This is a genomic window from Pseudonocardia sp. Ae717_Ps2, from assembly GCF_001932475.1.
GTDB lineage: Bacteria > Actinomycetota > Actinomycetes > Mycobacteriales > Pseudonocardiaceae > Pseudonocardia.
In genome coordinates, this window is the sequence record NZ_MCIS01000001.1 from 425,606 (window position 1) to 451,126 (window position 25,521).

The 25,521-nt window shown below is 75.0% G+C and carries 19 protein-coding genes; 12 read left to right on the plus strand and 7 right to left on the minus strand.

Going from position 1 to position 25,521, the window contains the following annotated elements; genetic code table 11:
* Complete coding sequence (locus Ae717Ps2_RS02140; protein ID WP_075332965.1) at nucleotides 1–564, minus strand: TetR/AcrR family transcriptional regulator; 564 nt, start codon at nucleotides 562–564, stop codon at nucleotides 1–3.
* 113 nt (nucleotides 565–677) lie between these two features.
* Between Ae717Ps2_RS02140 and metG the strand changes: the two genes are divergently transcribed.
* From metG to Ae717Ps2_RS02185, 9 genes are all read left to right on the plus strand, one after another.
* Nucleotides 678–2,468: a methionine--tRNA ligase gene (gene metG, locus Ae717Ps2_RS02145; protein WP_075308385.1), complete on the plus strand. Its 1,791-nt coding sequence runs from the start codon at nucleotides 678–680 to the stop codon at nucleotides 2,466–2,468.
* On the plus strand, nucleotides 2,465–3,328 hold the full coding sequence (locus Ae717Ps2_RS02150) for a TatD family hydrolase (RefSeq protein ID WP_075308383.1): 864 nt from the start codon (nucleotides 2,465–2,467) through the stop codon (nucleotides 3,326–3,328). Before metG ends, Ae717Ps2_RS02150 begins: the two co-directional genes overlap by 4 nt.
* 265 nt (nucleotides 3,329–3,593) lie before the next feature.
* Nucleotides 3,594–4,505 (plus strand): resuscitation-promoting factor, encoded by a 912-nt coding sequence (locus tag Ae717Ps2_RS40020; protein ID WP_075332966.1) that lies wholly within the window; start codon nucleotides 3,594–3,596, stop codon nucleotides 4,503–4,505.
* A gap of 121 nt (nucleotides 4,506–4,626) precedes the next feature.
* Nucleotides 4,627–5,499, plus strand: coding sequence for a 16S rRNA (adenine(1518)-N(6)/adenine(1519)-N(6))-dimethyltransferase RsmA (gene rsmA, locus Ae717Ps2_RS02160; protein WP_217695651.1), 873 nt, complete (start codon nucleotides 4,627–4,629; stop codon nucleotides 5,497–5,499).
* 34 nt (nucleotides 5,500–5,533) lie between these two features.
* Nucleotides 5,534–7,057: a DHA2 family efflux MFS transporter permease subunit gene (locus tag Ae717Ps2_RS02165; RefSeq protein WP_233147413.1), complete on the plus strand. Its 1,524-nt coding sequence runs from the start codon at nucleotides 5,534–5,536 to the stop codon at nucleotides 7,055–7,057.
* A 464-nt stretch (nucleotides 7,058–7,521) separates the two neighbouring features.
* Complete coding sequence (locus Ae717Ps2_RS02170; RefSeq protein ID WP_075332967.1) at nucleotides 7,522–8,511, plus strand: 4-(cytidine 5'-diphospho)-2-C-methyl-D-erythritol kinase; 990 nt, start codon at nucleotides 7,522–7,524, stop codon at nucleotides 8,509–8,511.
* Between the two features lie 23 nt (nucleotides 8,512–8,534).
* Nucleotides 8,535–10,337, plus strand: a complete 1,803-nt coding sequence (locus Ae717Ps2_RS02175) for an ABC-F family ATP-binding cassette domain-containing protein (RefSeq protein ID WP_075308375.1) — start codon at nucleotides 8,535–8,537, stop codon at nucleotides 10,335–10,337.
* A gap of 337 nt (nucleotides 10,338–10,674) precedes the next feature.
* On the plus strand, nucleotides 10,675–11,634 hold the full coding sequence (locus Ae717Ps2_RS02180) for a daunorubicin resistance protein DrrA family ABC transporter ATP-binding protein (RefSeq protein ID WP_020623370.1): 960 nt from the start codon (nucleotides 10,675–10,677) through the stop codon (nucleotides 11,632–11,634).
* Complete coding sequence (locus tag Ae717Ps2_RS02185) at nucleotides 11,631–12,458, plus strand: ABC transporter permease (protein WP_020623369.1); 828 nt, start codon at nucleotides 11,631–11,633, stop codon at nucleotides 12,456–12,458. Before Ae717Ps2_RS02180 ends, Ae717Ps2_RS02185 begins: the two co-directional genes overlap by 4 nt.
* 4 nt (nucleotides 12,459–12,462) lie before the next feature.
* Here the strand turns inward: Ae717Ps2_RS02185 and Ae717Ps2_RS02190 are convergent, their stop codons facing one another.
* From Ae717Ps2_RS02190 to Ae717Ps2_RS02200, 3 genes are read right to left on the minus strand one after another with little or no spacing between them, the layout of a single operon-like run.
* A complete protein-coding gene (locus Ae717Ps2_RS02190) occupies nucleotides 12,463–15,546 on the minus strand; it encodes a BTAD domain-containing putative transcriptional regulator (RefSeq protein ID WP_075334142.1) in 3,084 nt (1,027 codons plus the stop codon).
* A gap of 48 nt (nucleotides 15,547–15,594) precedes the next feature.
* On the minus strand, nucleotides 15,595–16,419 hold the full coding sequence (locus Ae717Ps2_RS02195; protein WP_020626945.1) for an LLM class F420-dependent oxidoreductase: 825 nt from the start codon (nucleotides 16,417–16,419) through the stop codon (nucleotides 15,595–15,597).
* A gap of 46 nt (nucleotides 16,420–16,465) precedes the next feature.
* Nucleotides 16,466–17,269 (minus strand): IclR family transcriptional regulator, encoded by an 804-nt coding sequence (locus tag Ae717Ps2_RS02200; protein ID WP_075332968.1) that lies wholly within the window; start codon nucleotides 17,267–17,269, stop codon nucleotides 16,466–16,468.
* Between the two features lie 105 nt (nucleotides 17,270–17,374).
* Between Ae717Ps2_RS02200 and Ae717Ps2_RS02205 the strand changes: the two genes are divergently transcribed.
* A complete protein-coding gene (locus Ae717Ps2_RS02205; protein WP_075308371.1) occupies nucleotides 17,375–18,937 on the plus strand; it encodes a DASS family sodium-coupled anion symporter in 1,563 nt (520 codons plus the stop codon).
* A gap of 41 nt (nucleotides 18,938–18,978) precedes the next feature.
* The gene (locus tag Ae717Ps2_RS35905) at nucleotides 18,979–21,015 is read left to right on the plus strand and encodes an MmgE/PrpD family protein (RefSeq protein WP_158071445.1); all 2,037 of its coding nucleotides are present in this window, start codon (nucleotides 18,979–18,981) and stop codon (nucleotides 21,013–21,015) included.
* Nucleotides 21,016–21,033: 18 nt separating this feature from the next.
* Here the strand turns inward: Ae717Ps2_RS35905 and Ae717Ps2_RS02215 are convergent, their stop codons facing one another.
* Nucleotides 21,034–22,401, minus strand: coding sequence for a dipeptidase (locus Ae717Ps2_RS02215; RefSeq protein WP_075308367.1), 1,368 nt, complete (start codon nucleotides 22,399–22,401; stop codon nucleotides 21,034–21,036).
* Between the two features lie 89 nt (nucleotides 22,402–22,490).
* Here Ae717Ps2_RS02215 and Ae717Ps2_RS02220 point away from each other — a divergent pair, with 89 nt between their 5' ends.
* Nucleotides 22,491–24,173 (plus strand): fatty acyl-AMP ligase, encoded by a 1,683-nt coding sequence (locus Ae717Ps2_RS02220; protein ID WP_075332970.1) that lies wholly within the window; start codon nucleotides 22,491–22,493, stop codon nucleotides 24,171–24,173.
* A gap of 57 nt (nucleotides 24,174–24,230) precedes the next feature.
* Here the strand turns inward: Ae717Ps2_RS02220 and pth are convergent, their stop codons facing one another.
* On the minus strand, nucleotides 24,231–24,824 hold the full coding sequence (pth, locus tag Ae717Ps2_RS02225; RefSeq protein WP_020623872.1) for an aminoacyl-tRNA hydrolase: 594 nt from the start codon (nucleotides 24,822–24,824) through the stop codon (nucleotides 24,231–24,233).
* Entirely contained in the window at nucleotides 24,821–25,513 is a 693-nt protein-coding gene (locus Ae717Ps2_RS02230; RefSeq protein ID WP_020623871.1) for a 50S ribosomal protein L25/general stress protein Ctc, read from the minus strand. Before Ae717Ps2_RS02230 ends, pth begins: the two co-directional genes overlap by 4 nt.
* Nucleotides 25,514–25,521: the final 8 nt, after the last annotated feature.

Here is a 25,521-nt window from a genome sequence, read left to right on the forward strand (position 1 = left end):
TCAGCGGGTGAACAGGCACGCCTCGTAGAGCCGGGCCCCGTGCTCCAGGGCCTGCTCCCGGGTGACCGGGCTCTCCGGGTCCAGCCAGGCGAGCACGGTCTCGCCCATCCCACCGAGGCAGAAGTGCCCGGCGACGCGCAGGTCGTCGGGCTCGATCCGGCTGTCGGCGGCGCCGGCGACCATGAGTTCGGCGAAGCCGCGGTTGGCGCTGCGCCGGCGCGCCACCAGCTCCGGGCAGCCGACCGCGTCGATCAGCGCGACCACCCGTCGCGGGTCGCGGTCGACGTCGTCGAACCACGCGGTGAGGGCGGCCCGGATCTGGGCGGCCGGGTTCGGGGCCGCCGACTGCACCGCGGCCATCGTGGCGGCGGCGCGCTCGTCGACGACGTGGTCGAACACCGCACACCCGAGCTCGACGCCCGAGGCGAACTCCGCCGCGGCCGAGGCGGGCAGCCCGGCCCGCTCCGCGGCGGCTCCGGGGTCGACGGCGGACCAGCCGCCGTCCACCCACTGCTGCAGGGCCGCGTCGAGGAGGGCCTCGCGGTCCCGTTCACCCCGCTCCATGGGCGTCACTATGGCACCGGCCGGGCGGGTGGCCCCGGTTTCCGGGCCCTATCACCATCTTTGGTGATGTGCCGCCGCAGAAGGCGTTGGCGGCGATGAATACGCTGGAGGGCATGAGCAAAGCCGTGCTGACCGCCGTGGCGTGGCCCTACGCCAACGGCCCCCGGCACATCGGCCACGTGTCCGGCTTCGGTGTGCCCTCCGACGTGTTCGCCCGGTACCGGCGGATGGCGGGGGACCGGGTGCTGATGGTGTCCGGCACCGACGAGCACGGCACCCCGATCCAGGTCCAGGCCGACGCCGAGGGGCTGACCCCGCGCCAGCTCGCCGACAAGTACAACGACGTGATCACCGACGACCTGCAGGGTCTCGGGCTGAGCTACGACCTGTTCACCCGCACCACGACGTCGAACCACTACCGCGTGGTGCAGGACATGTTCACCGCGCTGTACAAGAACGGCTACGTCGTCCCGAAGACCCAGCTGGGCGCGATCAGCCCGTCCACCGGCCGCACGCTGCCCGACCGCTACATCGAGGGCACCTGCCCGATCTGCGGCTACGACGGCGCCCGCGGCGACCAGTGCGACAACTGCGGCAACCAGCTCGACCCGGCCGACCTCAAGAACCCGCGCTCGCGGATCAACGGGGAGACCCCGAAGTTCGTCGAGACCGAGCACTTCTTCCTCGACCTGCCCGCCTTCTCCGAGGCGCTCGGCAGCTGGCTGTCGACCCGCACCGACTGGCGGCCCAACGTGCTCAGGTTCTCCGCGAACCTGGTGGAGAACCTCAAGCCGCGCGCCATCACGCGGGACCTGGAGTGGGGCGTGCCCGTCCCGCTCGACGTCTGGTCGGACAACCCGCTCAAGAAGATCTACGTCTGGTTCGACGCCGTCATCGGCTACCTGTCCGCCTCGGTGGAGTGGGCCCGCCGCGGCCCGGACCCGGACGCGTGGAAGCAGTGGTGGACCGACCCGGCCGCCGAGGCCTTCTACTTCATGGGCAAGGACAACATCACCTTCCACTCGGTGATGTGGCCGGCGATCCTGCTCGGGCAGAACGGCGCGGGCGACCGCGGCGGCGAGCCCGGGCCCTACGGGACGCTGGACCTGCCCAGCGAGGTCGTGTCCTCGGAGTACCTGACGATGAGCGGGTCGAAGTTCTCGACCAGCCGCGGGACCGTGATCTACGTCGGGGACTTCCTGCGCGAGTTCGGTCCGGACGCATTGCGCTACCACATCGCCGTCGCCGGGCCGGAGAGCCAGGACGTCGACTTCACCTGGGACGAGTTCGTCCGCCGGGTCAACTTCGAACTGGCCAACGAGTGGGGCAACCTGGTCAACCGCTCCATCTCGATGGCCCACAAGAACGTGGGTGCGATCCCGACCCCGACGGCGCCCCGGCAGGCCGACGCCGAGCTGCTCGCGTACTCCCGGGCCGGGTTCGACACCGTCGGCGGGCTGCTCGCCCGGAACCGGTTCAAGCAGGCCGCGGGCGAGGCGATGCGCGTGGTCACCGCGGCGAACCGGTACCTGTCCGACCAGGAGCCGTGGAAGCGCAAGGACGACCCGGAGCGCCGGGACACGATCCTGCACACCGCGCTGCAGGTCGTGCAGGACGCCAACACGCTGCTCACCCCGTTCCTGCCGCACGCCGCGCAGAAGGTGCACGAGGCGCTCGGCGGCACCGGGGTGTGGGCCGCGCAGCCGGAGAAGACGACCGTCGACGACCTCGGCGACGGCCCCGCCTACCCGGTCCTCACCGGTGACTACGCGGCCGAGCAGGCCCACTGGGGCTCCTCGCCGATCGAGGTGGGGCGTCCGCTGGCCAAGCCGTCGCCGATCATCGCCAAGCTCGCGCCCGAGCTGGGGGAGACCGGGCCGGAGTGGGCCCCGGTCCAGAAGTGAGCTCCGCGACGGGCGGGGACGCGGACCGGCCACCGGCGGGCCGGCGTCCCCGCCCCGAGCCGCCCGAACCGCTCGCCGCACCCACGATCGACAGCCACACCCACCTCGACGCCTGCGGCTGCGAGACCGACGCCGACGTCGTCGCCGCGATGGACCGGGCAGCGGCGGTCGGCGTCGTCGGCGCGGTCACCGTCGCCGACGACCTCGACGGCGCCCGGTCCGCGGTCCGGGCCGCGCACGCCGACGACCGGGTGTGGGCGGCCGTCGCGCTGCACCCCACCCGGACGGCGCGGGTCACCGCCGGAGATCTCGCCGAGATCGAGCGGCTGGCCGCCGACGAGCGTGTCGTGTCGATCGGCGAGACCGGCCTGGACTACTACTGGGACCACAGCCCGCCCGCCGCGCAGCAGGACGCGTTCCGCTGGCACATCGGGCTGGCCAAGCGCACCGGCAAGCCGCTGATGATCCACGACCGGGACGCCCACACCGACGTCCTGCGGATCCTGCGCGAGGAGGGCGCCCCGGAGACGGTGGTCTTCCACTGCTTCTCCGGGGACGCCGCGATGGCGCGGGAGTGCGCCGACGCCGGGTACGTCCTGTCCTTCGCCGGCCCGGTCACCTTCAAGCGCAACGACGAGCTGCGCGCCGCGGCGGCCCTCGTCCCCGCCGGTCAGTACCTCGTGGAGACCGACGCGCCGTTCCTCACCCCGCACCCGCACCGCGGCCGGGCCAACGAGCCCTACGTGCTGCCGTGGACCGTGCGCGGGGTCGCCGCGACCCGCGGGGAGCCCGAGGCACTGGTCGCCGAGACGGCCCGCCGCAACGCCGAACGGATCTTCCGGCTGCGCACGACCGATTGACGCCGTCCGCCGTGATGAGCGGCGGGGTTGTCGTCACTCACCGTCGATCCCCGGCCGCTCGTCGCCACGCGCGCGTCGGACACGCTGCTCCGGGTCACGGTCCGCTAACGTCCGTCGTCGTACCCGCCGGGACGGGGTCGCTCCCCCGACCCGCGGGACGACGACCGGTCCGCTCCCCAGCGACGGTTCCGCTCCCCGGCACCGCGCCGGTCGTCGTTCCCGCAGGTCATGACTCCTTCCCGGACAGCCGAGACCCCGGGAAGTCATGTCTTCGCGTCACGCCGCACCGCTCGCCGACGACGAGCTCACGCGACCGTTCCCCGCCGTCGCGCCCGCCGGTCTCGCCGGCGACGAGGCCGGGTTCGTCACCTACGAGGGCCGTCACCGCCCGGCCGCCGCCCGCTCCCGGGCCGGGGTCCGGACCGCCGCCGCGGCCGCGCTGTTCTCGGTCCCGACCGGTGGGCTCGCCGCCGCGGTGCTCTCCGCCCCCGCCGAGCAGCCCGCCCAGGAGCTCCATGCGGGGCTCGCCGCGAACGCCACCGATCTCGGCACGGCGTCGATGAACCTCGACCGGGCGTCCTCCCCGGCGTCGTTCGCCCCGGTCACCGCCCCGACCACCGGCTCGGACATCGTGAACGCCCAGATCGTCGAGTCCCAGAAGCTCCCGGTGCCGGAGCAGGAGGTGCAGGACCCGTCGCTCGACGAGGGCACCCGCACCGTCGTCGACCCGGGCCGCGAGGGCGCCCGCAGCATCATCTGGCGGGTCACCTACGACCAGGGCCGCGAGGTCGCCCGCGAGCGCATCGGCGCCGGTCAGGACACCCCGGCCCTGCCGCGCGTGGTGAAGGTCGGCACCAAGAAGAAGGTCGAGGAGATCGTCGAGAAGGCCGGCGCGAAGGCGACGTCCTCGGCGCCCGCCGTCTCCAACGGCGCGACCTGGGACAAGCTCGCCAAGTGCGAGTCCGGCGGGAACTGGAGCATCAACACCGGCAACGGCTACCAGGGCGGGCTGCAGTTCAACAAGCAGACCTGGCAGGCCTACGGCGGCGGGCAGTACGCCCCGACCGCGGACAAGGCCTCCCGCGAGGAGCAGATCGCGGTCGCCGAGAAGGTCAAGGACGACCGCGGCGGGTACAGCGCCTGGCCGTCCTGCTCGTCCAAGCTCGGCCTGAGCTGATCCCGCACGCATCCCGCCCGGGGTGCCCCGCGAGAATGGTTCCGTGAGCGACCACGGGACCGACGGCGGCCGGAGCCGCAGCATCGACGCCGACGGCGACCGGAGCACCACCACCGCACGCCTGCTGGGCCCGGCCGACGTCCGGGTGCTGGCCGAGCGGCTCGGTCTGCGTCCCACCAAGAAGCTCGGGCAGAACTTCGTCCACGACGCCAACACGGTCCGCCGGATCGTGAAGTCCGCCGGCGTCGACGGTGACGACGTGGTCCTCGAGGTCGGCCCCGGGCTGGGCTCGCTCACCCTGGCGCTGCTGCCGGTCGCGGCCCGGGTGCACGTCGTCGAGATCGACCCGGTGCTGGCGGGGCTGCTGCCCGAGACCGTCGCCGAGCGTGCCCCCGGGCTGGCCGGTCGCCTCACCGTGACCGGGGCCGACGCCATGCGGGTCGGCGCGGACCGGCTGGCGGCCGACGCCGGGCCCGGGGCGTCGCCGCCCACCGCGATCGTCGCGAACCTGCCCTACAACGTCGCGGTGCCGGTGATCCTGCACCTGCTCGCCGAGCTGCCGTCGCTGCGGACCGGGCTGGTCATGGTGCAGGCCGAGGTCGCCGACCGGCTCGCCGCGGGACCCGGCTCGCGCGAGTACGGCGCCCCCAGCGCCAAGCTCGCCTGGTACGCGGCGGCCCGCCGCGCCGGGCCGGTGCCGCGCGCGGTGTTCTGGCCGGTCCCCGGCGTCGACTCCGGACTGCTGGCCTTCACCCGGCACGACCCGCCCGCCGACGCCGACCGGGCGGCGACCTTCGCGGTCGTCGACGCGGCGTTCGCCCAGCGTCGCAAGGTGCTGCGCGGGGCGCTGTCGGGCTGGGCGGGTTCGGCCGCGGCGGCCGAGCAGGCCCTGCGCGCCGCCGGCGTCGACCCGACCGCGCGCGCGGAGACCCTCGCGGTGTCCGACTTCGCCCGGATCGCCCGGAACCGCCCGGCAGGGGACCCTCCCGCCTGAACCGACCGGCCCCGGGGCAGCGCATGATGGCGTGGTGACACGGTCGAGGGAACAGGTGGTCAGCGCCGACGGGACGAGCCCGTGGCCCGCGTTGTGGGCCCTGGTGATCGGGTTCTTCATGATCCTGGTCGACGCCACAATCGTCACCGTCGCGACGCCCGCGCTGCTGACGTCGCTGGACGCCGACGTCAACTCCGTGGTCTGGGTGACCAGCGCCTACCTGCTCGCCTATGTCGTCCCGCTGCTGGTCACCGGCCGGCTGGGGGACCGGTTCGGGCCCAAGCGCGTCTATCTCTGCGGGCTCGCGGTGTTCACCCTGGCCTCGCTGTGGTGCGGGCTCACGTCGACCGTCGGCGCCCTGATCGTCGCGCGGATCGCCCAGGGTCTCGGCGCCGCGATGATGACGCCGCAGACCATGGCCGTCATCACCCGGACCTTCCCGGCGGCCCAGCGCGGACGCGCGATGAGCCTGTGGGGCGCCGTCGCCGGCGTCGCGACCCTCACCGGGCCGATCGTCGGCGGGCTCCTCGTCGGCGGCCTCGGCTGGGAGTGGATCTTCTTCGTGAACGTGCCGGTCGGGGTGATCGCCTTCGTCGCCGCCTGGCGGCTGGTCCCCTCGCTCGAGACCTCGCGCCGCCGGTTCGACGTGGTCGGCGTGGTGTTGTCCGCCGTGGGCATGTTCCTGCTGGTCTTCGGAATCCAGGAGGGGCAGAAGTTCGGCTGGAGCGTCGGCATCTGGGCGCTGATCGGCAGCGGGGTCGTCGTGCTGGTCGCGTTCGTGTGGTGGCAGCGGGTCACCACCAGCGAGCCGCTGGTCACGCTGCGTCTGTTCCGAGACCGGAACTTCTCGCTGGCCAACATCGCGATCTGCACCGTCGGCTTCGCGATCACCGCGCAGGGCTTCCCGCTGATGATCTACGCGCAGAGCGTGCGCGGCTTCAGCCCCACCGAGGCGGCACTGCTGCTCGCACCGCTGGCGATCTTCTCCGGCGCACTCGCCCCGTACACCGGGCGGTTGACCGACCGTGTCCACCCGCGGCTGATCGGCGGATTCGGGATGTCGACGTTCGTCATCGCGCTGGTCTGGCTGGCGGGGGTGATGGGCCCGGACACCCCGGTCTGGCAGCTGCTGCTGCCGCTCACCCTGCTCGGGATCTCCAACTCCTGCGTCTGGGCGCCGATCTCCACCAGCGCCACCCGCAACCTGCCGATGGACCAGGCCGGATCCGGGTCGGGCGTCTACAACACGACCCGTCAGGTCGGCGCGGTGCTCGGCAGCGCGGGCATCGCGGTGCTCATGGAGTCGCGGATCGCCGCGCTCGTCCCGGGCGCGTCGACGACCGGCGGTTCCCCGGAGGTCGCCGCGGCCGGCGGGCCTCTGCCCGAGGCGCTGCGCGATCCCTTCGCGACGGCGATGGCCCAGTCGATGCTGCTGCCCGCGGCCGTGCTGGTCATCGGTGTCGTGGCCGTCGCCTGCTTCGCGACGCCGCGCCACCTGTCCGAGCGCCGCGCCGCCGCCGCGGAGCGTGCTGTCTCGGAGGACTCCCTCACCCGGTAGGCGCAGGCAGCACCGTCGTGCCACTCGCCGGGAACGGGCGTCGGCGTGGGCCGGGCGTCGGTCCTACCGGGTGCCGGTCGTACGGATTCGCTTACCCGGTAAGCGAGTTCGCACGAGAGGCGGTGTCGGTGTCGGCGGCGTCAGGTGGGGCGGTGGCCGGCCTCCCGGTTGTCGCGGGTGCCGGTCGTACGGATTCGCTTACCCGGTAAGCGAGTTCGCACGAGAGGCGGTGTCGGTGTCGGCGGCGTCAGGTGGGGCGGCGGTGGCCGGCCTCCCGGTCGTCGCGGGTGCCGGTCCTCCGAGTTCGCTTACCGGGTAAGCGAGTTCGCCGGAAAGGGGTGCTCGTGGCGGGCCGGCCCGCCCCTGCCGCCGGGTCGGGGGCGCGTCGCCCGGAACCGGTGAGCCCGGCCACCCCGAGCGCCGGGCGGCGGCGGTCCGTCCCGTGCTGCCCGTAGGGTTGAGCAGTGCTGTCCGCCGTGCCGCGACCGGTCACCGTCCGGGTTCCCGCGAAGATCAACCTGCACCTCGCCGTGGGCGGGGTGCGGCCGGACGGCTTCCACGACCTGGTGACGGTCTTCCACGCCGTCAGCCTGTTCGACGAGATCTCGGTCGAGCCGGCGCAGGAGCCCGCGTTGGAGGTGCACGGCGACGGCGTGGCCGAGGTGCCGCTGGACGCCACCAACCTGGCCTGGCGGGCGGTCGAGCTGCTCGCGGAGCGGGCCGGGCGCGCCCCGGACGTGCGGGTGACCCTGCGCAAGGGCATCCCGGTCGCGGGCGGGATGGCGGGCGGCTCCGCCGACGCTGCGGGCACGCTCGTCGCGCTGTCGTCGCTGTGGCGGCTGGAGCTGGGCCGCGACGATCTCTCCGAGCTGGCCGCCGAGCTCGGATCGGACGTCACGTTCGGTCTGCACGGCGGCACCGCGCTCGGCACCGGCCGTGGCGAGAAGATCATCCCGGTGCTCGCCCGGCACCGGCTGCACTGGGTGATCGCGCTGGCCCGCGGTGGGCTGTCCACCCCGGCGGTGTTCGCCGAGCTGGACCGGCTGCGCGGCGACGGCCCGATCACCGAGCGGCCGGTCGAGCCCGTCCTGGAGGCACTGTCCTCGGGTGACCCGCGCCGGCTCGCGCTGAACCTGGGCAACGACCTGCAGGTCGCCGCCGTCTCGATGGCCCCGGACCTGCGCCGCACCCTGCGCGCCGGGGTCAACGCCGGAGCGCTCGCCGGTCTGGTGTCCGGCTCCGGGCCGACGTGCGCGTTCCTGTGCGCCGACGCCGACTCCGCCGTCGAGGTGGCGACCGAGCTCGCCGGCATGGGGGTGTGCCGCACGGTGCGGGTCGCCCACGGCCCGGCCGGCGGCGCCCGCATCGTCGACACCTCGGAGACGGGCGGCGACCACCCCCCCGACCGCGGCGGCCCCTCGAGCTCCGGCTCATGGCCCCCGGTCCGTGCCTGACCTTCCCGACGGTGGAGACGTAGTTGCCCGAGAACCTGCTCAACCTGGAGAACGTCACCGCACACGTGCCCGGTGACGCCTCCCGCGTCCTGCTCGACGGCGTCTCGCTCGGCGTCGAGCGCGGCGACCGGATCGGCGTCGTCGGCCTCAACGGCGGCGGGAAGTCGACCCTGCTCGACGTGATCACCGGCGACCGCCCGGTCGAGGGCGGCCGGGTCAGCCGCCTCGGCGGCCTGCGGATGGCGCACCTGGTGCAGCACGACCGCTCCCCCGCCGGGTCGACGGTGCGTGACATCGTCCTCGCCGAGTACGGCGCCGACCACGAGTGGGCCGCCGACGCCCGGGTCCGCGACGTCCTCGACGGGCTCGCCATCTCCGACATCGAGCGGCCCACCGACGGCCTGTCCGGTGGCGAGAAGCGCCGGGTCGCGCTCGCCGCGGCGCTGATCGGGGAGCTCGACCTCGTCGTCCTCGACGAGCCGACCAACCACCTCGACGTCGAGGGCATCGGCTGGCTCGCGACGCACCTGACGTCGCGGCGGATCGCACTCGTCGTCGTCACCCACGACCGCTGGTTCCTCGACACCGTCTGCACCCGCACCTGGGAGGTCGCGAACGGCCGGGTCGAGTCCTACACCGGTGGCTACGCCGACTGGGTCTACGCCCGCGCCGAGCGCGGCAGGCAGGCCGACGCCGCCGAGCAGCGCCGCCGCAACCTGGCCCGCAAGGAGCTGGCCTGGCTGCGCCGCGGCCCGCCCGCCCGGACGTCGAAGCCCCGGTACCGGATCGAGGCCGCCGAGGCCCTGATCGCCGACGTGCCCGCGCCGCGCGACACCGTCGAGCTGATGGCGTTCGCGACGAACCGGCTCGGCCGCACCGTGCTGGAGCTGGAGGACGTGACCGTCTCCGTCGCCGGGCGCACCCTGCTCGACGGCGTGACCTGGCGGCTCGGCCCGGGCGACCGGGTCGGCATCGTCGGGATCAACGGCTCCGGCAAGACGACGCTGCTGCGCGCACTGTCCGGGGAACGCGCGCTCGACTCGGGCAGGCGCATCCAGGGCAGCACCGTGAAGATGGCGCAGCTGTCCCAGGAGCTCGTCGACCTGCCCGCCGAGATGCGCGTGCTGGAGGCCACCGAGGCCGTCGCCAAGTACGTGCGGTTCGGCAAGCAGGAGATGACCGCGTCGCAGGTGCTGGAGCGGCTCGGCTTCCCCGCGGCCCGCCAGTGGACCCCGGTCGGACGCCTGTCCGGTGGCGAGCGCCGGCGGCTGCAGCTGACCCGGCTGCTGATGGACGAGCCCAACGTCCTGCTGCTCGACGAGCCCACCAACGACCTCGACGTCGACACCCTCGCCGGGCTGGAGGACCTCCTCGACGGCTGGCCGGGCACTCTGGTGGTCGTCAGCCACGACCGGTACCTCACCGAGCGTGTCTGTGACCAGGTCGTCGCCCTGTTCGGCGACGGCCGCCTCACCCACCTGCCCGGCGGGATCGGCGAGTACCTGACCCGCCGCGCCGCCATGGGCCGTGGGCCGGCCGGGGCCGCACCGACCGCGCCGGTGCCGGCGGGAGCGCCCGTCGCGCAGGCGGCCGGGCCGAAGGCGAGCGCCGCGGAACAGCGGGCCGCCCGCAAGGACGCCCAGCGCCTGGAGCGGCGGATGGGGCAGCTCACCGCGCAGGAGGAGAAGCTGCACGCCAAGCTCGCCGAGGCCGCGACCGAGCCCGGCCGGCTGATGGAGCTGGACCGGGAGCTGAAGGCCGTCGTCGCCGAGCGCGAGAGCGTCGAGCTGGAGTGGCTCGAGGCCGCCGAGCGCGCCGAGGGGTGAGGGGTCTCTCCTACCCTGGTAGGAGAGACCCCGGGTAAGAGATCGGTAGTTCGACCGATCCGCGGCCCCTGGCGCGCCGATACCGTCGTACTCGCGTCACGGCGGGCTGGGGAGCCTCGCCGGAGGCGCGGGGGGATGGACGGGCCGGTTCCGTCGCCACGGTCGGGGGGTGGCGACGGGACCGGGCCCGTGCCGACACCACCCGCAGCCCAGGGTCCGCGGCCGTCGCCGCGATGCCACGGTTCTCTGCCGCCGCCTCTCTGCCGCCGACGCGGTGCCACAGCCGTGCCAGCGCCGTGCCAGGGCCGTGTCAGCGCCCGGGCGCACGCTCGGCGGCATGAACACTCCCGCAATCGAGGTCGACGGCCTGGTCCGGACCTTCGGTGAGGTCCGCGCCGTCGACGGGATCTCCTTCTCCGCCGGGCGCGGACAGGTCCTGGGCCTGCTCGGCCCCAACGGCTCCGGCAAGACGACGACCGTCCGCATGCTGGCCACGCTGCTCCCGCCGTCGGCCGGCCGGGCCGCGGTGCTCGGCCGCGACGTCGTCGGCGACGCCGCCGGGGTCCGCTCCCTGATCGGCCTCACCGGCCAGTACGCCGCCGTCGACGAGGCCCTGACCGGCCGCGACAACCTCTACCTGATCGGCAGGCTGCTCGACCTGCCACGGTCGGCCGCCCGGGCCCGCGCCGCCGAGCTGATCGACCGCTTCGGGCTCACCGACGCCGCCGGGCGCCGCGCTGGCACCTACTCCGGCGGCATGCGCCGCCGGCTCGACCTGGCAGCGAGCCTCGTCGGACGCCCCGAGGTGCTGTTCCTCGACGAGCCCACCACCGGGCTGGACCCGCTGCACCGCAACGAGGTCTGGGACGCCGTGCGGCGACTCGCCGAGGACGGTGTCACCGTCCTGCTCACCACCCAGTACCTGGAGGAGGCCGACCAGCTCGCGCACGACCTCGTCGTCCTGGACCAGGGGCGGGTCATCGCCTCCGGCACGGCCGCCCAGCTGAAGTCCCGGGCCGGCGGCCGGCGCCTGCACGTCCGCGCCGAGCTGCCACGCGAGGTGCCGCTGGTCGCCGCCGTCGTCGCCCAGGAGACCGGCGCCGAGCCGACGGTCGAGCCGTCCGGGGAGGTCACCGCGGCCGTTGCCGACCACGGCGCGCTGCGCCGCACCGAGGACCGGCTGGTCGCCGAGGGCGTCGCCGTCGCCGAGATCGGCCTGCGGCTCCCCAGCCTCGACGACGTCTTCCTCTCCCTCACCGGCCACGCGGCCGAGACCACCTCCGGAGGCCCCCGATGACCGCCACCCTCGACACCCCGCCCACCACCCCGAGCTCCGGCCGGGCGTCCACCTCGGCCCCGCTGCTGCCCTCGACGCTGAGGCACGGGCTGTCGCTGGCCCGCCGCGGGATCGTGAAGACGATCCACTCGCCGGAGGCACTGATCGACGTCACCCTGCAGCCGGTGATCTTCCTGCTGCTGTTCGTCTACGTCTTCGGCGGCGCGATCGCCGGCAACAGCACGGAGTACCTGCACTACGCCCTGCCCGGTGTGCTGCTCCAGACGGTGGTGTTCGCCTCCGCGGGCACCGGCGTGGGATTGGCCGAGGACCTCAAGACCGGGATCTTCGACCGTTTCCGCAGCCTGCCGATCTCCCGCGCCGCCCCACTGGTCGGCGCGATCGGCGCGGACCTCGTCCGCTACCTGACCTCGGGGGTGATCATGCTGGCGTTCGGGTTCGCGCTCGGCTACCGCACCCCGGCGGGTCCGCTCGGGATTCTCGCCGCGTTCGGGCTGGTCGTCGCGTTCGCGTTCGGCCTCTGCTGGGTGTTCACCGCACTCGCGATGGTCGTGAAGCAGCCCCGCTCGGTGCAGGGGCTGTCCGCGCTGATCATGCTGCCGCTGACCTTCGCCAGCTCGGTGTTCGTCCCGACGCAGACGATGCCCGGCTGGCTGCAGGGCTTCGTCGCGGTCAACCCGGTCTCGCGGACCGCGGACGCCGTGCGAGCCCTGCTCGACGGCGCGCCGGCGGGAGGCGCGGCGACGGTGTCGCTGCTGACCTCCGCGGGCCTGGTCGTGGTCTTCGCGCCGCTGGCCGTGGCGCTCTACCGGCGCCGCACCTGAGCGCTCACGGCACCGGGGGCGCGTCCCGGCTCCAGGCCCGGCCACGGTCGACCGCAGCGTCGGCCGCGGCCGGGCCCAGCCGCGCGCGGACCCCCTCCAGCGTCGCGACGACCTCGGGCAGCCCCAGGTGCAGCGCCCCACGGCGGGCCAGGGCGACGCCGAGCAGCTCACCGGCCCGCTCCGCGTCCCCCGCGTCCAGGGCCCACCGGGCGGAGGTCTCGGCGACCACGCCGAGGACCGGCCCGTCGTCGGCGGCGACGGCGGCCTTCCCGGCATGCTCCAGCCGCTCGCGGGCCTCGTCCGGGCGGCCGAGGGCCATCAGTGCCGACGCGATGAGCGTGTGGGTCGCGGCCTCCCGCTGGAACCGTCCGGGACCGGGCAGGACCGGCACGTCGCACTCGCGGAGCAGCTCCAGGGCCCCGTCCGGGTTCCCGAGCCGCAGCTCGACCTCGGCCCGTCCCCACCGCAGGGCGAAGCTCGCCCGGAGGTCGTCGGGGATGTCCTGGGCGAAGGCCAGGCGCAGGTGCTCGCGGGCCACGATCTCGTCGCCGCGGCGGGCGGCGAGCCGGGCCAGCTGCAGGTTGAACTGCGGGACGTCGTCGGCGTTGCCGAGCTCCGCGGACAGCGCCACCGCCGCGGACCAGGCCCGGCGAGCGGCATCGGTGTCCCCGGCGTAGTCCTCCAGCTCGCCGAGTGCGAACGTCGTCATCCCGAGCCCGAAGCGGTCCCCGGCCCGGGCGAACAGGTCGCGTGCGGCCCGCAGCCGGACTCGCTGCACCCCGAGGTCGCCGGCGTTCTCGGCGTGCGCGGCGATGATCTGCGACGCCGCCGCCCGCAGCCAGGTGTCGCCGTCGCCGTCGGCGATGGCCGCGAGTGCGGAGCGGTCCCCCTCGCCGAACAGCAGCCCGGTGGGCGGGGCGAGCTCGACCACCGGGTGCCGTGGTTCGGGCAGCTCCGGCCACAGCGCGACGACGGCGTCCAGCTCCGCCTGGGCGGCACCCTGATCGTCGCCGAACCCGATGTGGACCATCGCGCGGATCGTGCGGGTGACCGCGACCGCGGCGGCCGGCGCTGCCGCCGGGACCGTCGCGACCCGGTCGGACCAGGGCTTCAGCGAGCCGAGGTCGCCGCGGACCATCCAGCTCCAGGCCAGGGCCGCGAACAACCGGTGCGCCCGGGGGCCGTCGCCGGCGTCGACGGCGCGGTCCAGCGCGCGGACGGCCTCGCCCTCCACCCGCCGCACGACGGCGAGCTGGTCGAGCTGGTCACCGCCGCGCAGCCGCGGCTCCCCGGGCTCCAGCACCGCGAGCAGGTGGTCGGCGTGCGCCGCGGTCACGGCGTCGTGGTCCGGCGCGTCGGCCAGCCGCGCGGCCGCGTACTCGCGGATCGTCTCCAGCATCCGGTAGCGGGTCGCACCGTCCTCCGCCCCGTCCACGGGGACGACCAGCGACTTCTCCACCAGCGCCGGGAGCAGGTCGAACGCGTCGTCGCCGCAGACGGCCTCGACGGTGGCGGCGTCGACCGGGCCGGCGAACACCCCGAACCGGGTCGCGAGCGCACGCTCGGCGGGGGAGAGCAGGTCCCAGCTCCAGTCGACGACCGCCCGCAGCGTCTGGTGGCGGGGCAGCACGGTCCGGGCACCGGAGACCAGCAACCGGAAGCGGTCGGCGAGCCGGTCGGCGATCTCGGCCGGGCTCATGCTGCGCACCCGGGCCGCCGCGAGCTCGATGGGCAGCGGCTGACCGTCGAGACGACGGCAGATCTCGGCGACGGCCGGGGCGTGGTCGGCCGGGTCGAAGTCCGGCCGGACGGCGACGGCGCGCTCGGCGAACAGCCGCGTCGCCTGCGCCGGATCCAGCGACCCGAGCGGGTGCAGGACCTCGCCCGGTACGCCGAGGGGCTCCCGGCTGGTCGTCAGCACCCGCAGCCCGGGAAGCCGGGCGAGCAGCTCGTGGACCAGGCCCGCGACGTCGTCGACCAGGTGCTCGCAGTTGTCCAGCAGCAGCACCAGCTCGCGACCGGTCAGCGCGGACACCAACCGCGCCAGGGCGTCCGGCCCGTCCCGGTCCGCGACCGACAGCTCCGGCCCGCCGACGGCGTGCAGCGCGGCCGGAACGACCTGGTCACCGCCGGTCAGCGCGGCCAGCTCGACCACGGCGACGGCCGGGCCGACGTCGCGGACGGCCTCCTGCGACAGGCGGGTCTTCCCGGCCCCGCCCGGCCCGACCACGGTGACCAGCCGCGCCGAGCCGAGCAGCGACCGTACCCGGGCCAGGTCCGTCTCGCGGCCGACGAACGAGGTGAGCGCCACCGGCCGGGGCCGGTCCGGCGGGGGAGCCGGTCGCCGTACGGGGATCGCGGTGGCGGGCGGGTCGTCGCGCAGCAGCTCGGTGCGGGTCCGCAGCAGCTCCGGGCCCGGGTCGACGCCGAGCTCCTCGGCCAGCGCGGCCCGGGTCCGGTCCAGCACGGCCAGCGCGTCGGCCCGCCGCCCGGACCCGTGCAGCCCGCGGGCGAGCGCGACGGCGGTGGTCTCCCGCAGCGGCTGCTCGGCGAGGACCGCGGTCAGCGCGTCCAGACCCGCGGTGGGGGTCCCTGCCGCGAGCCCGCGGGCGGCCAGCTCCTCGGCGGCGCCCGCGCGGGCGTCTGCGAGCCGGGTGGCGGCCGGCCCGGTGAACGCGAGCCCGTTCAGCCCGCCCAGCGGCGGACCGTGCCACAGGCCCAGGGCCTCGGTGAGCAGGGCGCCGGCGCGGCCGTCGTCGGGTTCGGCCGCCGCGGCCCGGCGGAGCGCGGCGAACCGCAGCGCGCCGACCTCGTCCGGGTCGACGGCGAGCAGGTAGCCGCCGGTCGCGGTCCGCACCCGCTCGGCGCCGATCGCGCGGCGCAGCCGGGTCGCCAGTGACTGGAGCGCGTTCGCCGTCGACGGTGGGTCGTCGCCCCACAGCGCGTCGACCAGCGTCGCGGTGTCGACGGGGTGCCCGGCGTCGAGCGCGAGCCGGGCGAGCAGACCCCGTACCCGGGCGCCGGCGGGCAGCAGATCACGCCCGCCGGCGTCGGTGACGGAGACGGGGCCGAGCAGCCGGATCGACATCACCGGCCATTCTGCCCCGCGACGGCGACCGGGTCTCCGCCGATCGGGTCAGCTCGACCGCCGGACCACCTGCGCCAGTTCGTCGAGCTTCGTGAGGGTCTCGGACTCCGGCAGGGTCGGGAGCAGGAAGGTGACCCGCTCGACGCCCGCCTCGGCGTACCCGGCGACGACGTCGGGGTCGGGCTTCCCGCCGAACACCGTCGTCGGCACGTCCGGCTTGCCACGCTCGGCCAGGTCGGCGCGGACCCGGCGGATCTCGTCGACGGAGGTGTGGGAGCGCGGCAGCCAGGCGTCGCCGACCTCGGCGAGCCGGTTCAGCGCGGCCTCGCTCTCGCCGCCCAGGTAGATCGGCGGGGTCCGGACCGGCTTCGGCCAGCAGTACGAGCGCGCGATGTCGACGTGCTCGCCGTGGAACTCGGCCTCGTCCTCGGTCCACAGTGCCCGCAGCGCGTGGAGCTGCTCGGTCATGAGCGGCCCGCGGACCCGGGGGTCGACGCCGTGGTTGCGCATCTCCTCGCGGTTCCACCCGGCCCCGACGCCGAACAGCAGCCGCCCGCCCGACACCAGGTCCAGGCTCGCGGTCTGCTTGGCGGTGTGGATGACGTCGCGCTGGGGCAGCAGCGCGATGCCGGTCCCGAGGAGCAGGTCGGTGGTCGTCCCGGCCATCGCGGTGAGCGCGACGAACGGGTCGAGCGTGCGGTAGTAGACCCGCGGCAGGTCACCGCCGCCGGGGTAGGGGGACTCGCGGCTGGTGGGGATGTGCGAGTGCTCGGCGAGGAACACCGAGTCGAAGCCGCGCTCCTCCAGCGCACGGCCCAGCGGTCCGGGGCGGATGCCCTCGTCGGTCACGAACGTGGCGATGCCGAACTTCATGACCGCGGGTACCCGCCCGGCGCGGCCCGCACGCGGGGCGCGCCCCTCAGCCCGACGACGCGGCCGATGGACCGCTCCCGCCGAGCCGGGCGGAGAGCTCGTCGGACGCCTCGCGGAGCATCGGGACGAACCCGACGAGCTCGTCGCGCCCGGCCCGCACGGCCGGCACCGACACCGACAGCGCGGCGACCGCCCCGGTGTGGTCGAAGACCGGCACGGCCACGGCCACGACCCCGGGGACGCGCTCCTCCAGCGAGATCGCGTAGCCGTCGTGGCGCACCTGCTCGATCTGCCGGTCCAGCCGTTCCTGCGCGGACGGGTCCCCGGCGAGCCGGCCGCGGGCCGCGGCGAGCCGGCCGGGGTCGACGTGGGCGAGCAGCGCCTTGCCGGGCGCGCCCTCGTGCGGGGGCCGCGGAGCACCGAGGTCGGTGTAGATGCGGCGCAGCGGTTGCTGGGACTCCACCTGGGCGATGGTCCGGCGGCTGGGCTCGGCGTCGAGCACGTGCAGCCCGACGGTCTCCCCGGTCCGGTCGCGGAGCCTCGTCATGATCGGGACGGCCTGTGACTCCAGCGACAGCTGCTCGCGGGCGACCTCGCCGAGTCCGAGCAGCCGCGGGCCGAGGGAGTAGGCGGTCGACCCCGGCGCCTGGGCCATGAAGCCGTGGCTGGCGAGCGCGCTCACCAGGCGGTGGGTCGTGCCCCGGGTCAGTCCCGTGAGCCGGGCGATCTCGGTGATCCCGGCGATCGGCCGGGCACGGGAGAAGACGGACAGGATCGCGACGGCCCGGTCGATCGACTGGACCCCGCCCCCGGTGGCCTGCTCCCCGGCGTCGTCGCGTCGTGCCTCCACGGGGCCGGAGCTTAACGACGTCCCGCAGGACCGACCGTTGCCCGGGCGCCCACCCGTCGTCTACGGTGCCTGTATTACGAGACATCGTTCCGGAAGCTGGGCACTATGGCAGTGCAGTCAGGGCCTCGCGCCGATGCGGCGGAGGCACCCGAGGCGGACCGGTCGACCGGGACCAGCCGTTTCGACACCGTGCGCGCCCGGATCGGGCTGCCCGTCGGGCCGCTCGGGTTCCTCGCGGTCCTCCTGCTCGCGGACGGGCTCGTCTGGCCCCAGCGGGCACTCGCGGCGGTGTTCGTGCTGGTCATGGTCTGGTGGGTCACCGAGGCGCTGCCGCTGGCGGTGACGGCGGTCTTCGCGGTCCTGCTGTGCGTCTTCCTCGGCGTCGCCGACGAGGAGACCGTGCTCGGGGCCTTCGGGACCGACACGATCTTCGTGTTCCTGGGCGGCTTCGTGATCGCCCGGGCGATGAGCGTGCACGGGCTCGACCGCCGGATCGCCCTCCGTGCGCTCTCGGTCCCGGGCATCGCCGGGTCCCCGGTGCGGACCATGATCGCGTTCGGCGTGCTGGCGGCGGCGATCTCGGCGTTCGTGTCCAACACCGCGACGGTGGCGATGCTGCTGCCGATCGGGATCGGCATCGTCCGCTCGGTGAGCACGGTCAGCACCCGCGAGGGCGGCCCGGACCTGTCGCGCTCGCGCTGGGCGACGTCGGTGATGCTGATGATCGCCTACGGGGCGTCGATCGGGGGTCTCATCACGCCGGTGGGTGCGCCGCACCAGCTGATCGGCCGCGACCTGATCGAGTCGCAGACCGGCCGCACCATCGGCTTCGTCGAGTGGGTGACGATGTTCCTGCCCATCGTGCTGGTCATGTTCGTGGTGCTGGCCGTGCTGCTGCTCCTGCTCAACCGGCCCGAGGTCACCCGGCTGGAGGGCGCCGCCGAGTTCGTCGCCGAGCAGCGGGCGTCGCTGGGCGGTGTGACCCGCGGGGAGAAGAACACCGTCGTCGCGTTCGGTGTCGCCGTCGTGCTCTGGACCACCCCGGGTGTCCTCGGGGCCGTGATCGGCGAGGACACCGCGCCCGTGCTCTGGCTCACCGAGCACGTGACCGAGGGGGTCGCGGCCGTCTTCGCGGCCACCCTGCTGTTCCTCCTGCCGGCGCGGTCCGCGAACGGTGGTGGCCTCGTCCCGACGCTCACCTGGGCCGAGGCGGTGAAGATCGACTGGGGCGTGATCCTGCTCTTCGGCGCCGGCACCGTGCTCGGGTCGATGTCCTCGGAGACCGGCCTCGCGCGGACCTTCGGCGACGGCATCGCCACCGGGCTCGGGGTGTCGTCGCTGGTGGCGGTGACGGTGCTGGCGGCCGTCATGGCCCTGCTCGTGTCCGAGACGACCAGCAACACCGCGAGCGCCGGGATCGTCGTGCCGATCGTGGTCCCGATCGCGGTCGCCATCGGTGTCGACCCGCTGATCCCCGGGCTCGTCGCGACCGCGGCGGCCGGGTACGGGTTCATGCTCCCGGTCTCGACCCCGCCCAACGCCATCGTCTACGGCTCCGGCCTCGTCCCCCTCACGAAGATGATCCGCAGCGGCGTCGTCTTCGACGTCGTCGGCGTGGCGGTGCTCGTCGTCGGAGTCCTGCTCATGGCCCCGCTGGTCGGACTGTGACCGGCCGCCCCACCCCGCACCCCACGACCCAGGAGAGAACCGTGTCCCACCCCCTGCAGACCCTCGTCCGGCGGATCCTCGACCGGACCGGTCCGCTGCCGGACGAGGTGCTCGCCGCCGCCCGGCGCACCATCGCCAACGTCGCCGCCACCGCTGTCGGCGCGGCCGGCGCCCCGGCCGTGAACGCGGTCGTCGCGGCGTCCACCGCGATGGCGCCGGGCGGCGACGCGGTCGTCCCCGGCCGTCCCGAGCGGCTGCACCCGCTCGACGCCGCCCTGGCCACCGGGCTCGCCGCGCACCTCGACGACTTCGACGACACCCACCTGCGCACCGTGATCCACCCCGGCGCCGTCGAGCTGGCGACGCTGGTCGCCCTGCAGGACGGGCCGGCAGCCGGCGACGCCGACGAGGTGCTCACCGCCGTCGCCTGGGGCGTCGAGGCGCAGCTGCGGCTGGGCAACGCGATCTCGCCCGAGCACTACGACGCCGGCTGGCACATCACCGGCACCTGCGGCCCGGTCGGCGCCGCGGTCACGGCGGGCCTGCTGCGGGGGCTCGACGCGGACCGCCTCGCCGTCGCGGTGGCGCTCGCGGCGGGCGGCCCCGTCGGCAACCGGGAGGGCTTCGGGTCGATGACCAAGCCGTTCCGCCCCGGGCAGGCGGCCGTCGTCGGGCTGCGTGCGGTGCAGGCCGCCCTCGACGACGCACCGTGGCCGGGTGACGTCCTCACCGGCCCGGCGGGACTCGCGACCCGGCTCGCCGCCGGGGTGTTCCGGCCCGGCGAGCTCCTCGACGACCTCGGCATCCGGTGGGAGCTGTGCGCGAACACCTTCAAGCCCTACCCCTGCGGCATCGTGACCCACCCGGCGATCGAGGCCGCCGAGGCGCTGCACGCCGGGCTCCCGGGCGGTGACACCCGCGTGATCGAGGAGATCGAGCTCGTCTGCCACCCGCTCGTCCCCGAGCTCACCGGCAACCCCGACCCCGCCGACGGGCTGCAGGCTCGCTTCTCGACCGCGCACGGCATCGCGGCCGGTCTCCTCCTCGGGCAGGTCGGCCTCCCCGCCTACGACGACGACCTGGTGCGCAGCGACGAGGCCGTCCGGCTCCGCTCGCTGGTCCGCTTCGACGCCGTCGACGACTGCGCCCGCGACGCCGCCCGCCTGCGGATCCGGATCGGGGACGCATGGCGCCACCACGACGTCGAGCACGTCCGGGGGAGCCTGGCCCGCCCGATGACCGACGACGACCTGGCGACGAAGGCCCGCGCGCTGGTCGAGCCGGTTCTGCCCGGGCGCGCCGCGGAGCTGGAGCGGGCGTGCGGGGCCACCGGCCCCGGCTGGGTGCCCGCGCTGCTGGCCGCGACCACGCCCGACCGGGAGCTGCCCCGCCGGGCACCGGAGTCCGTGGTCCCGGTCGTCGGGGCCGACCCGGCGCTGGCGCAGCTCGTCGCGGAGCGCGCGGTCCGGCCCGGCCCGCGGGCCGCGGAGCTGCTGGGTCACCTGGCCGACCGGGGACGGTCCGCCCTGGACGACACCGAGCACGAGGCCGACCCGCGTCGCCGGGCCCTGGTGGTCGCGCGTGCGCTGGGGAGCGAGCACGACCCGGCGGTCACCGCGGCGGTTGCCGCCGCCCTGGCCTGCGGGGACGGCACCGACGCGGTGGCACCCGCCGTCGCCGGGGCCGGCGTCGCCCTCGACCTGGCGCGGGTGCTGGAGGTGCCCTCCCGCGCGGTCGTCCGGGTGGCCGCGGCGCTGGCCGCCGCCGTCGCGGCAGGCTCGTCGCCCCGGGTGGTGCTGCACGCCCTCGGGCTGTCCGCCACCCAGGTCACCGGGGTGGCGGGCGATGCCGGGGGCGACGCGCTGCACGCACGGTCCCAGGCCGACGCGGTGGTCGACGGCGTCGCCGCGGCCCGACTGGCCGCGGCCGGGGTCACCGGCCCGGCGCAGCCGTTGCACGGCAGGCGCGGCGTGCTCGCCCTGCTGGGCGCCGGGGACGCGGGGCGGTGGGAGTCGACCGCGGCGACCGCGTCGGCGGCGCTGGAGGAGGCGGCGTCGCCGGTCGCGGCCCCGCTGTGACGGGTCCGGGCGCGGCTCTCAGCCGCGCCCGCCCAGCCGCGCCAGCAGCAGTGCCTCGGCCAGCACCCCGCGCCCGAACATGCCCAGGTGCAGGCTCTCGTCGATCCCGTGCCAGCGGCTGGCCGGGTCCCCGACGCCGGTGACCAGCACCGCCGCGCCCGGGAACGTCCTGGCGAACTCGGCGATGAACGGGATGGACCCGCCGATGCCGGTCTCGACCGCGTCGTTGCCGTAGGCGGCCGAGAACGCGGCGCGGGCGTGGTCGTAGACCTCACCGGTCGAGGACAGGCTGAACGGCTCCGCGACCCCGCCGCCCGGGGTCACCGACACGTGCGCGCCCCACGGCACGTTGCGCTCCAGGTGCCCGGCGAGGGCCTGCTGTGCCTCGCGGGCGTCCTGGCCGGGGGCCAGCCGCATGCTGACCATCGCCCGGGCCCGGGGGAGCAGCACGTTGGAGGCCTCGGCGACCTTCGGCGCGTCGATCCCCAGCACCGCGACGGCGGGGGCGTGGTTGACCCGGTCCGGGATCGACCCGGTGCCGAGCAGCTCGACACCGTCGAGCAGGCCGGCGTCGGAACGGTAGGTGGCCTCGTCCGGCTCGGGGGCGTCGGAGCTGCCGCGCACCAGGCCGGGGACGGCGACCTCGCCCTTGTCGTCGTGCAGGGTGGCCAGGGTGCGGCACAGCGCGGTGAGCGCGTCGCCGATCGGGCCGCCGTAGACCCCGGAGTGCACCGGTCGTTCCAGCATCGAGACCTCGACGACGACGTCGACCAGGCCGCGCAGGCTCGTGGTCAGCGCGGGGACGTCGACGGCCGGGTTCGCGGCGTCGGCGATCACGATGACGTCGGCCGCGAGCTTCTCGTGGTGCTCGGCGAGCAGCGCGGTCAGGGTGGGGGAGCCGGACTCCTCCTCGCCCTCGATGAACAGCACGACCCCGACCGGGGGCTTCCCGTCGTAGGCGCGCAGCACGGCGAGGTGGGTCATCACGCCGGCCTTGTCGTCGGCGGCGCCGCGACCGTAGAGCCGGCCGTCGCGCTCGGTCGGGGTGAACGGCGGGCTGGTCCACTCGTCGTCGCCGCCGGTGGGCTGGACGTCGTGGTGGGCGTAGAGCATCACCGTGGGCGCGCCCTCGGGCGCGGGCCAGTGCGCGACGACGGCCGGGGCCCCGCCGTCGGCGGACAGGATCTCGACCGAGGCGGCACCGGCGTCGCGGGCCAGCGCGGCGACCGCGTCCGCCGAGCGCCGGGTGTCCTCGGCGTGTGCCGGGTCGGCCCAGATGCTCGGGATGCGGACCAGCGCCTCGAGATCCGTGCGCGCGCCCGGCAGGACGGCGTCGACGGCAGCGGAGAGCGCTGCGGGAGCGGGGTCGGTCTGCGGCTCGGCCATGCGTTCGGATGCTACGCGGGCCCGGCGGGGCCGCACCGGTCGCCGATCGTGCCGCCACGCACGGGCGGTTCGTCGCTACATTCGGGCGCATGTCCCGATTCCTGGCGACGTTGCTGGAGTCCGCGACCGGTCCCGACGGGTCCGCCCGCGGGATGACGACGGGGGAGCCGCGCGAACCCGTGCGGCGTTCCTGGGCGGAGGTGCACGGGACGGCCCGCGGGATCGCGGACGCCCTGCGACGCCCCGGCGACGACGGTGGCCCGGCCCTCCCGTTCGGCGGCGCGGTCGGGGTGCTGGCGGGGGAGCCCGCGGCGATCGCCCCGGCCGCGCAGGCGGTGTGGCTGTGCGGCGGCAGCGTGACGATGCTGCACCAGCCGACCCCGCGCACCGACCTGGCCGAGTGGGCCGCCGACACCGTCGCCACGCTGACGATGATCGACGCCGCGATGGTGCTGCTCGGCCCGCCCTTCGACGCCCTCGCCCCGGTCCTGACCGAGCGCGGCATCCCGTTCCGGATGCTCGACTCGTTGACCGGCGACCCGACCGCGTTCGTCGCGGACGCCGCCGTCGCCGACGAGGGCGACACCGCGTTGCTGCAGCTCACGAGCGGTTCCACCGCGGCCCCGAAGGCCGTGCGGATCACCCATGCGAACCTGCACGCCAACATCGGGGCGATGGTGACCGCGTCGGCGCTGGACGTCGCGACCGACCGGATGGTGTCGTGGCTGCCGCTGTTCCACGACATGGGCATGGTCGGGTTCCTGACCGTCCCGATGACGGTCGGGCTGGACCTGGTCACCGTCACACCCGCGGACTTCCTGGGTCGCCCGCGACTGTGGGCCGAGCTGATCTCGTCCTACCGCGGCACCGTCACCGCGGCCCCGAACTTCGCCTACGCCGTGCTGGCCCGCCAGCTCGCCCGGGTCGACGACGGCGCGCTCGACCTGTCCACGTTGCGCATCGCCCTCAACGGCGCCGAGCCGGTCGACCCGGCCGCGGTGGCGGCGTTCACCGACGCCGGCGCCCGCTTCGGACTCCGGCCGGAGTCGGTGCTGTGCGCCTACGGGATGGCCGAGACCGCGCTCGGGGTGTCCTTCGCGCCCGTCCACACCGGACTGACGGTCGACCGGGTCGACGCCGAGTCGCTGGAGTCGCACCGGCGTGCCGAGCCCGCGGGCGCCGGTCCGGTGCGGGAGTTCCCCGAGCTCGGACCGCCGCTGCCCGGGATCGAGGTGAAGGTCGTCGGCAGCGGTGGTCGCGTGCTGGGACCCCGGGAGGTCGGGGTGATGCACCTGCGCGGCGACGCCGTGACGCCCGGCTACCTCACCGTCGACGGCCCGGTGCCCACCCAGGACCGGGACGGCTGGTTCGACACCGGTGACGAGGGCTACCTGACACCCGAGGGCGCCGTCGTCGTGTGCGGCCGCACCAAGGACGTGATCATCATGGGTGGGCGCAACATCTACCCGACCGACATCGAACGGGCCGCCGGTGCGGCCGAGGGCGTGCGCGCGGGCAACGTCGTCGCGGTCCGGATGGCCGCGGGGCAGGGGCGGCACCGGGAGTCGTTCGCCGTCGCCGTCGAGGCCCGTGGGGACACCGATGCCGACACCGTGCGCAGGATCCGCGACGACGTGATCCGCCGTGTCGTCTCCGCGGTGGGGGTGCGACCCGCCGAGGTCGCGGTCCTGGCTCCGGGAAGCCTGCCCAAGACCCCGTCCGGGAAGCTCCGCCGCGCCGCGACGGCGGACCTGCTCACCGCCCGCCGCTGACCCGGACGCACGAGAGCCCCGGTCCCAGCGGGACCGAGGCTCTCGTGGAGGACGGGCTCAGCCCGACAGCGGGTGGAACCGGTTCTGCGCCGGCTCCAGGCCCTCGGACAGCAGGGCCTCGGCGGCGTCCGCGGCGAGGTCCAGACCGAGGTCGAGCTCCTTGTTCTCCACACCGGAGAACCGCTTGAGCACGTAGTCCGCCGGGTCCTGACGACCCGGTGGGCGACCGATGCCGAACCGCACGCGCAGGTAGTCCTTCGTGCCGAGCGCCTTGCTGATCGAGCGCAGGCCGTTGTGCCCGCCCTCGCCGCCGCCGCGCTTGAGGCGGATCACGCCGAAGTCGAGGTCCAGCTCGTCGTGGACGACGATCACCTCGGTCGGCGGGATCGAGAAGTACTGCACCAGCCCGGCGACCGGGCCCCCGGAGAGGTTCATGTACGTCCGCGGGACGGCCACGGTCACCGGGCGACCGGCCAGCCGGCCCTGCGCGATGTCGGCGTTCGACCGCTTGTGCGCGGAGAACCGGCCGGCGCCGGCCCGCGTCGCCAGCAGCGCGGCGACGCGGGTACCGACGTTGTGCCGGGTGCCCTCGTACTCCGGACCCGGGTTCCCGAGTCCGACGACGAGGGCCGGCCCCGGCACGGGGCTCACTTGTCGGAGGACTCGGAGTCGCCCTCGGAGTCCGCGGAGCCCTCGGCGGAGTCGCTCTCGCCCTCGGCGGCCTGCTCCTCGTCGGACGGCTCCTCGACCACGCCGGCACCCTCGGTGTCGACCTCGGCCTCGAGGTCCTCCTCGGTCGGGGCCGCGACGACCTGCACGACGAGGTACTCCTCGTCGGTGCGCAGCTCGACGCCGCCGGGGAGCTTCAGGTCCTTGGCGAAGTACTGGGTGCCGATCTCGGCGTCCTCCACGGAGATCTCGATGTTCTCCGGGATGTTCAGCACGTCGGCCTCGACCAGGACGGTGTTGAGGTCCTGGGTGACCAGCGAGCCGGGGGCGGCCTCGCCGGTGACGACGACGTCGAGCTCGACCTCGACCTTCTCGCCACGCTTGATGACGAGCAGGTCGACGTGCTCGATGTAGGGGCGCAGCGGGTGCACGACCACGGTCTTGGTCAGCGCGAGCTGCGGCTGCGCACCGTCGACGTCGAGCTCCAGCACCGCGTTGCGGCCCTGCTCGCGGACGACCGCGGCGAACTGCAGCGACGGCAGCGACAGGTGGACGGGGTCGGTCCCGTGGCCGTAGAGGACGGCGGGGATCTTGCCGGCACGACGGGTGCGACGGGCGGCGCCCTTGCCGAACTCGGTCCGGGTCTCGGCGGGAATGCGGGTCTGGGCCACGGCTGCTT

Bases quoted from the DNA above. Each gene is read 5' to 3' on its own strand.
- Ae717Ps2_RS02190 (WP_075334142.1), bottom strand. From the start codon at position 15,546: ATGTCGATCCGGCTGCTCGGCCCCGTCTCCGTCACCGACGCCGGCGGG.
- Ae717Ps2_RS02140 (WP_075332965.1), bottom strand. From the start codon at position 564: ATGGAGCGGGGTGAACGGGACCGCGAGGCCCTCCTCGACGCGGCCCTG.
- Ae717Ps2_RS02220 (WP_075332970.1), top strand. From the start codon at position 22,491: ATGTCCCGATTCCTGGCGACGTTGCTGGAGTCCGCGACCGGTCCCGAC.
- Ae717Ps2_RS02185 (WP_020623369.1), top strand. From the start codon at position 11,631: ATGACCGCCACCCTCGACACCCCGCCCACCACCCCGAGCTCCGGCCGG.
- Ae717Ps2_RS02205 (WP_075308371.1), top strand. From the start codon at position 17,375: ATGGCAGTGCAGTCAGGGCCTCGCGCCGATGCGGCGGAGGCACCCGAG.
- Ae717Ps2_RS02195 (WP_020626945.1), bottom strand. From the start codon at position 16,419: ATGAAGTTCGGCATCGCCACGTTCGTGACCGACGAGGGCATCCGCCCC.
- Ae717Ps2_RS02180 (WP_020623370.1), top strand. From the start codon at position 10,675: ATGAACACTCCCGCAATCGAGGTCGACGGCCTGGTCCGGACCTTCGGT.
- Ae717Ps2_RS02215 (WP_075308367.1), bottom strand. From the start codon at position 22,401: ATGGCCGAGCCGCAGACCGACCCCGCTCCCGCAGCGCTCTCCGCTGCC.
- Ae717Ps2_RS40020 (WP_075332966.1), top strand. From the start codon at position 3,594: ATGTCTTCGCGTCACGCCGCACCGCTCGCCGACGACGAGCTCACGCGA.
- metG (WP_075308385.1), top strand. From the start codon at position 678: ATGAGCAAAGCCGTGCTGACCGCCGTGGCGTGGCCCTACGCCAACGGC.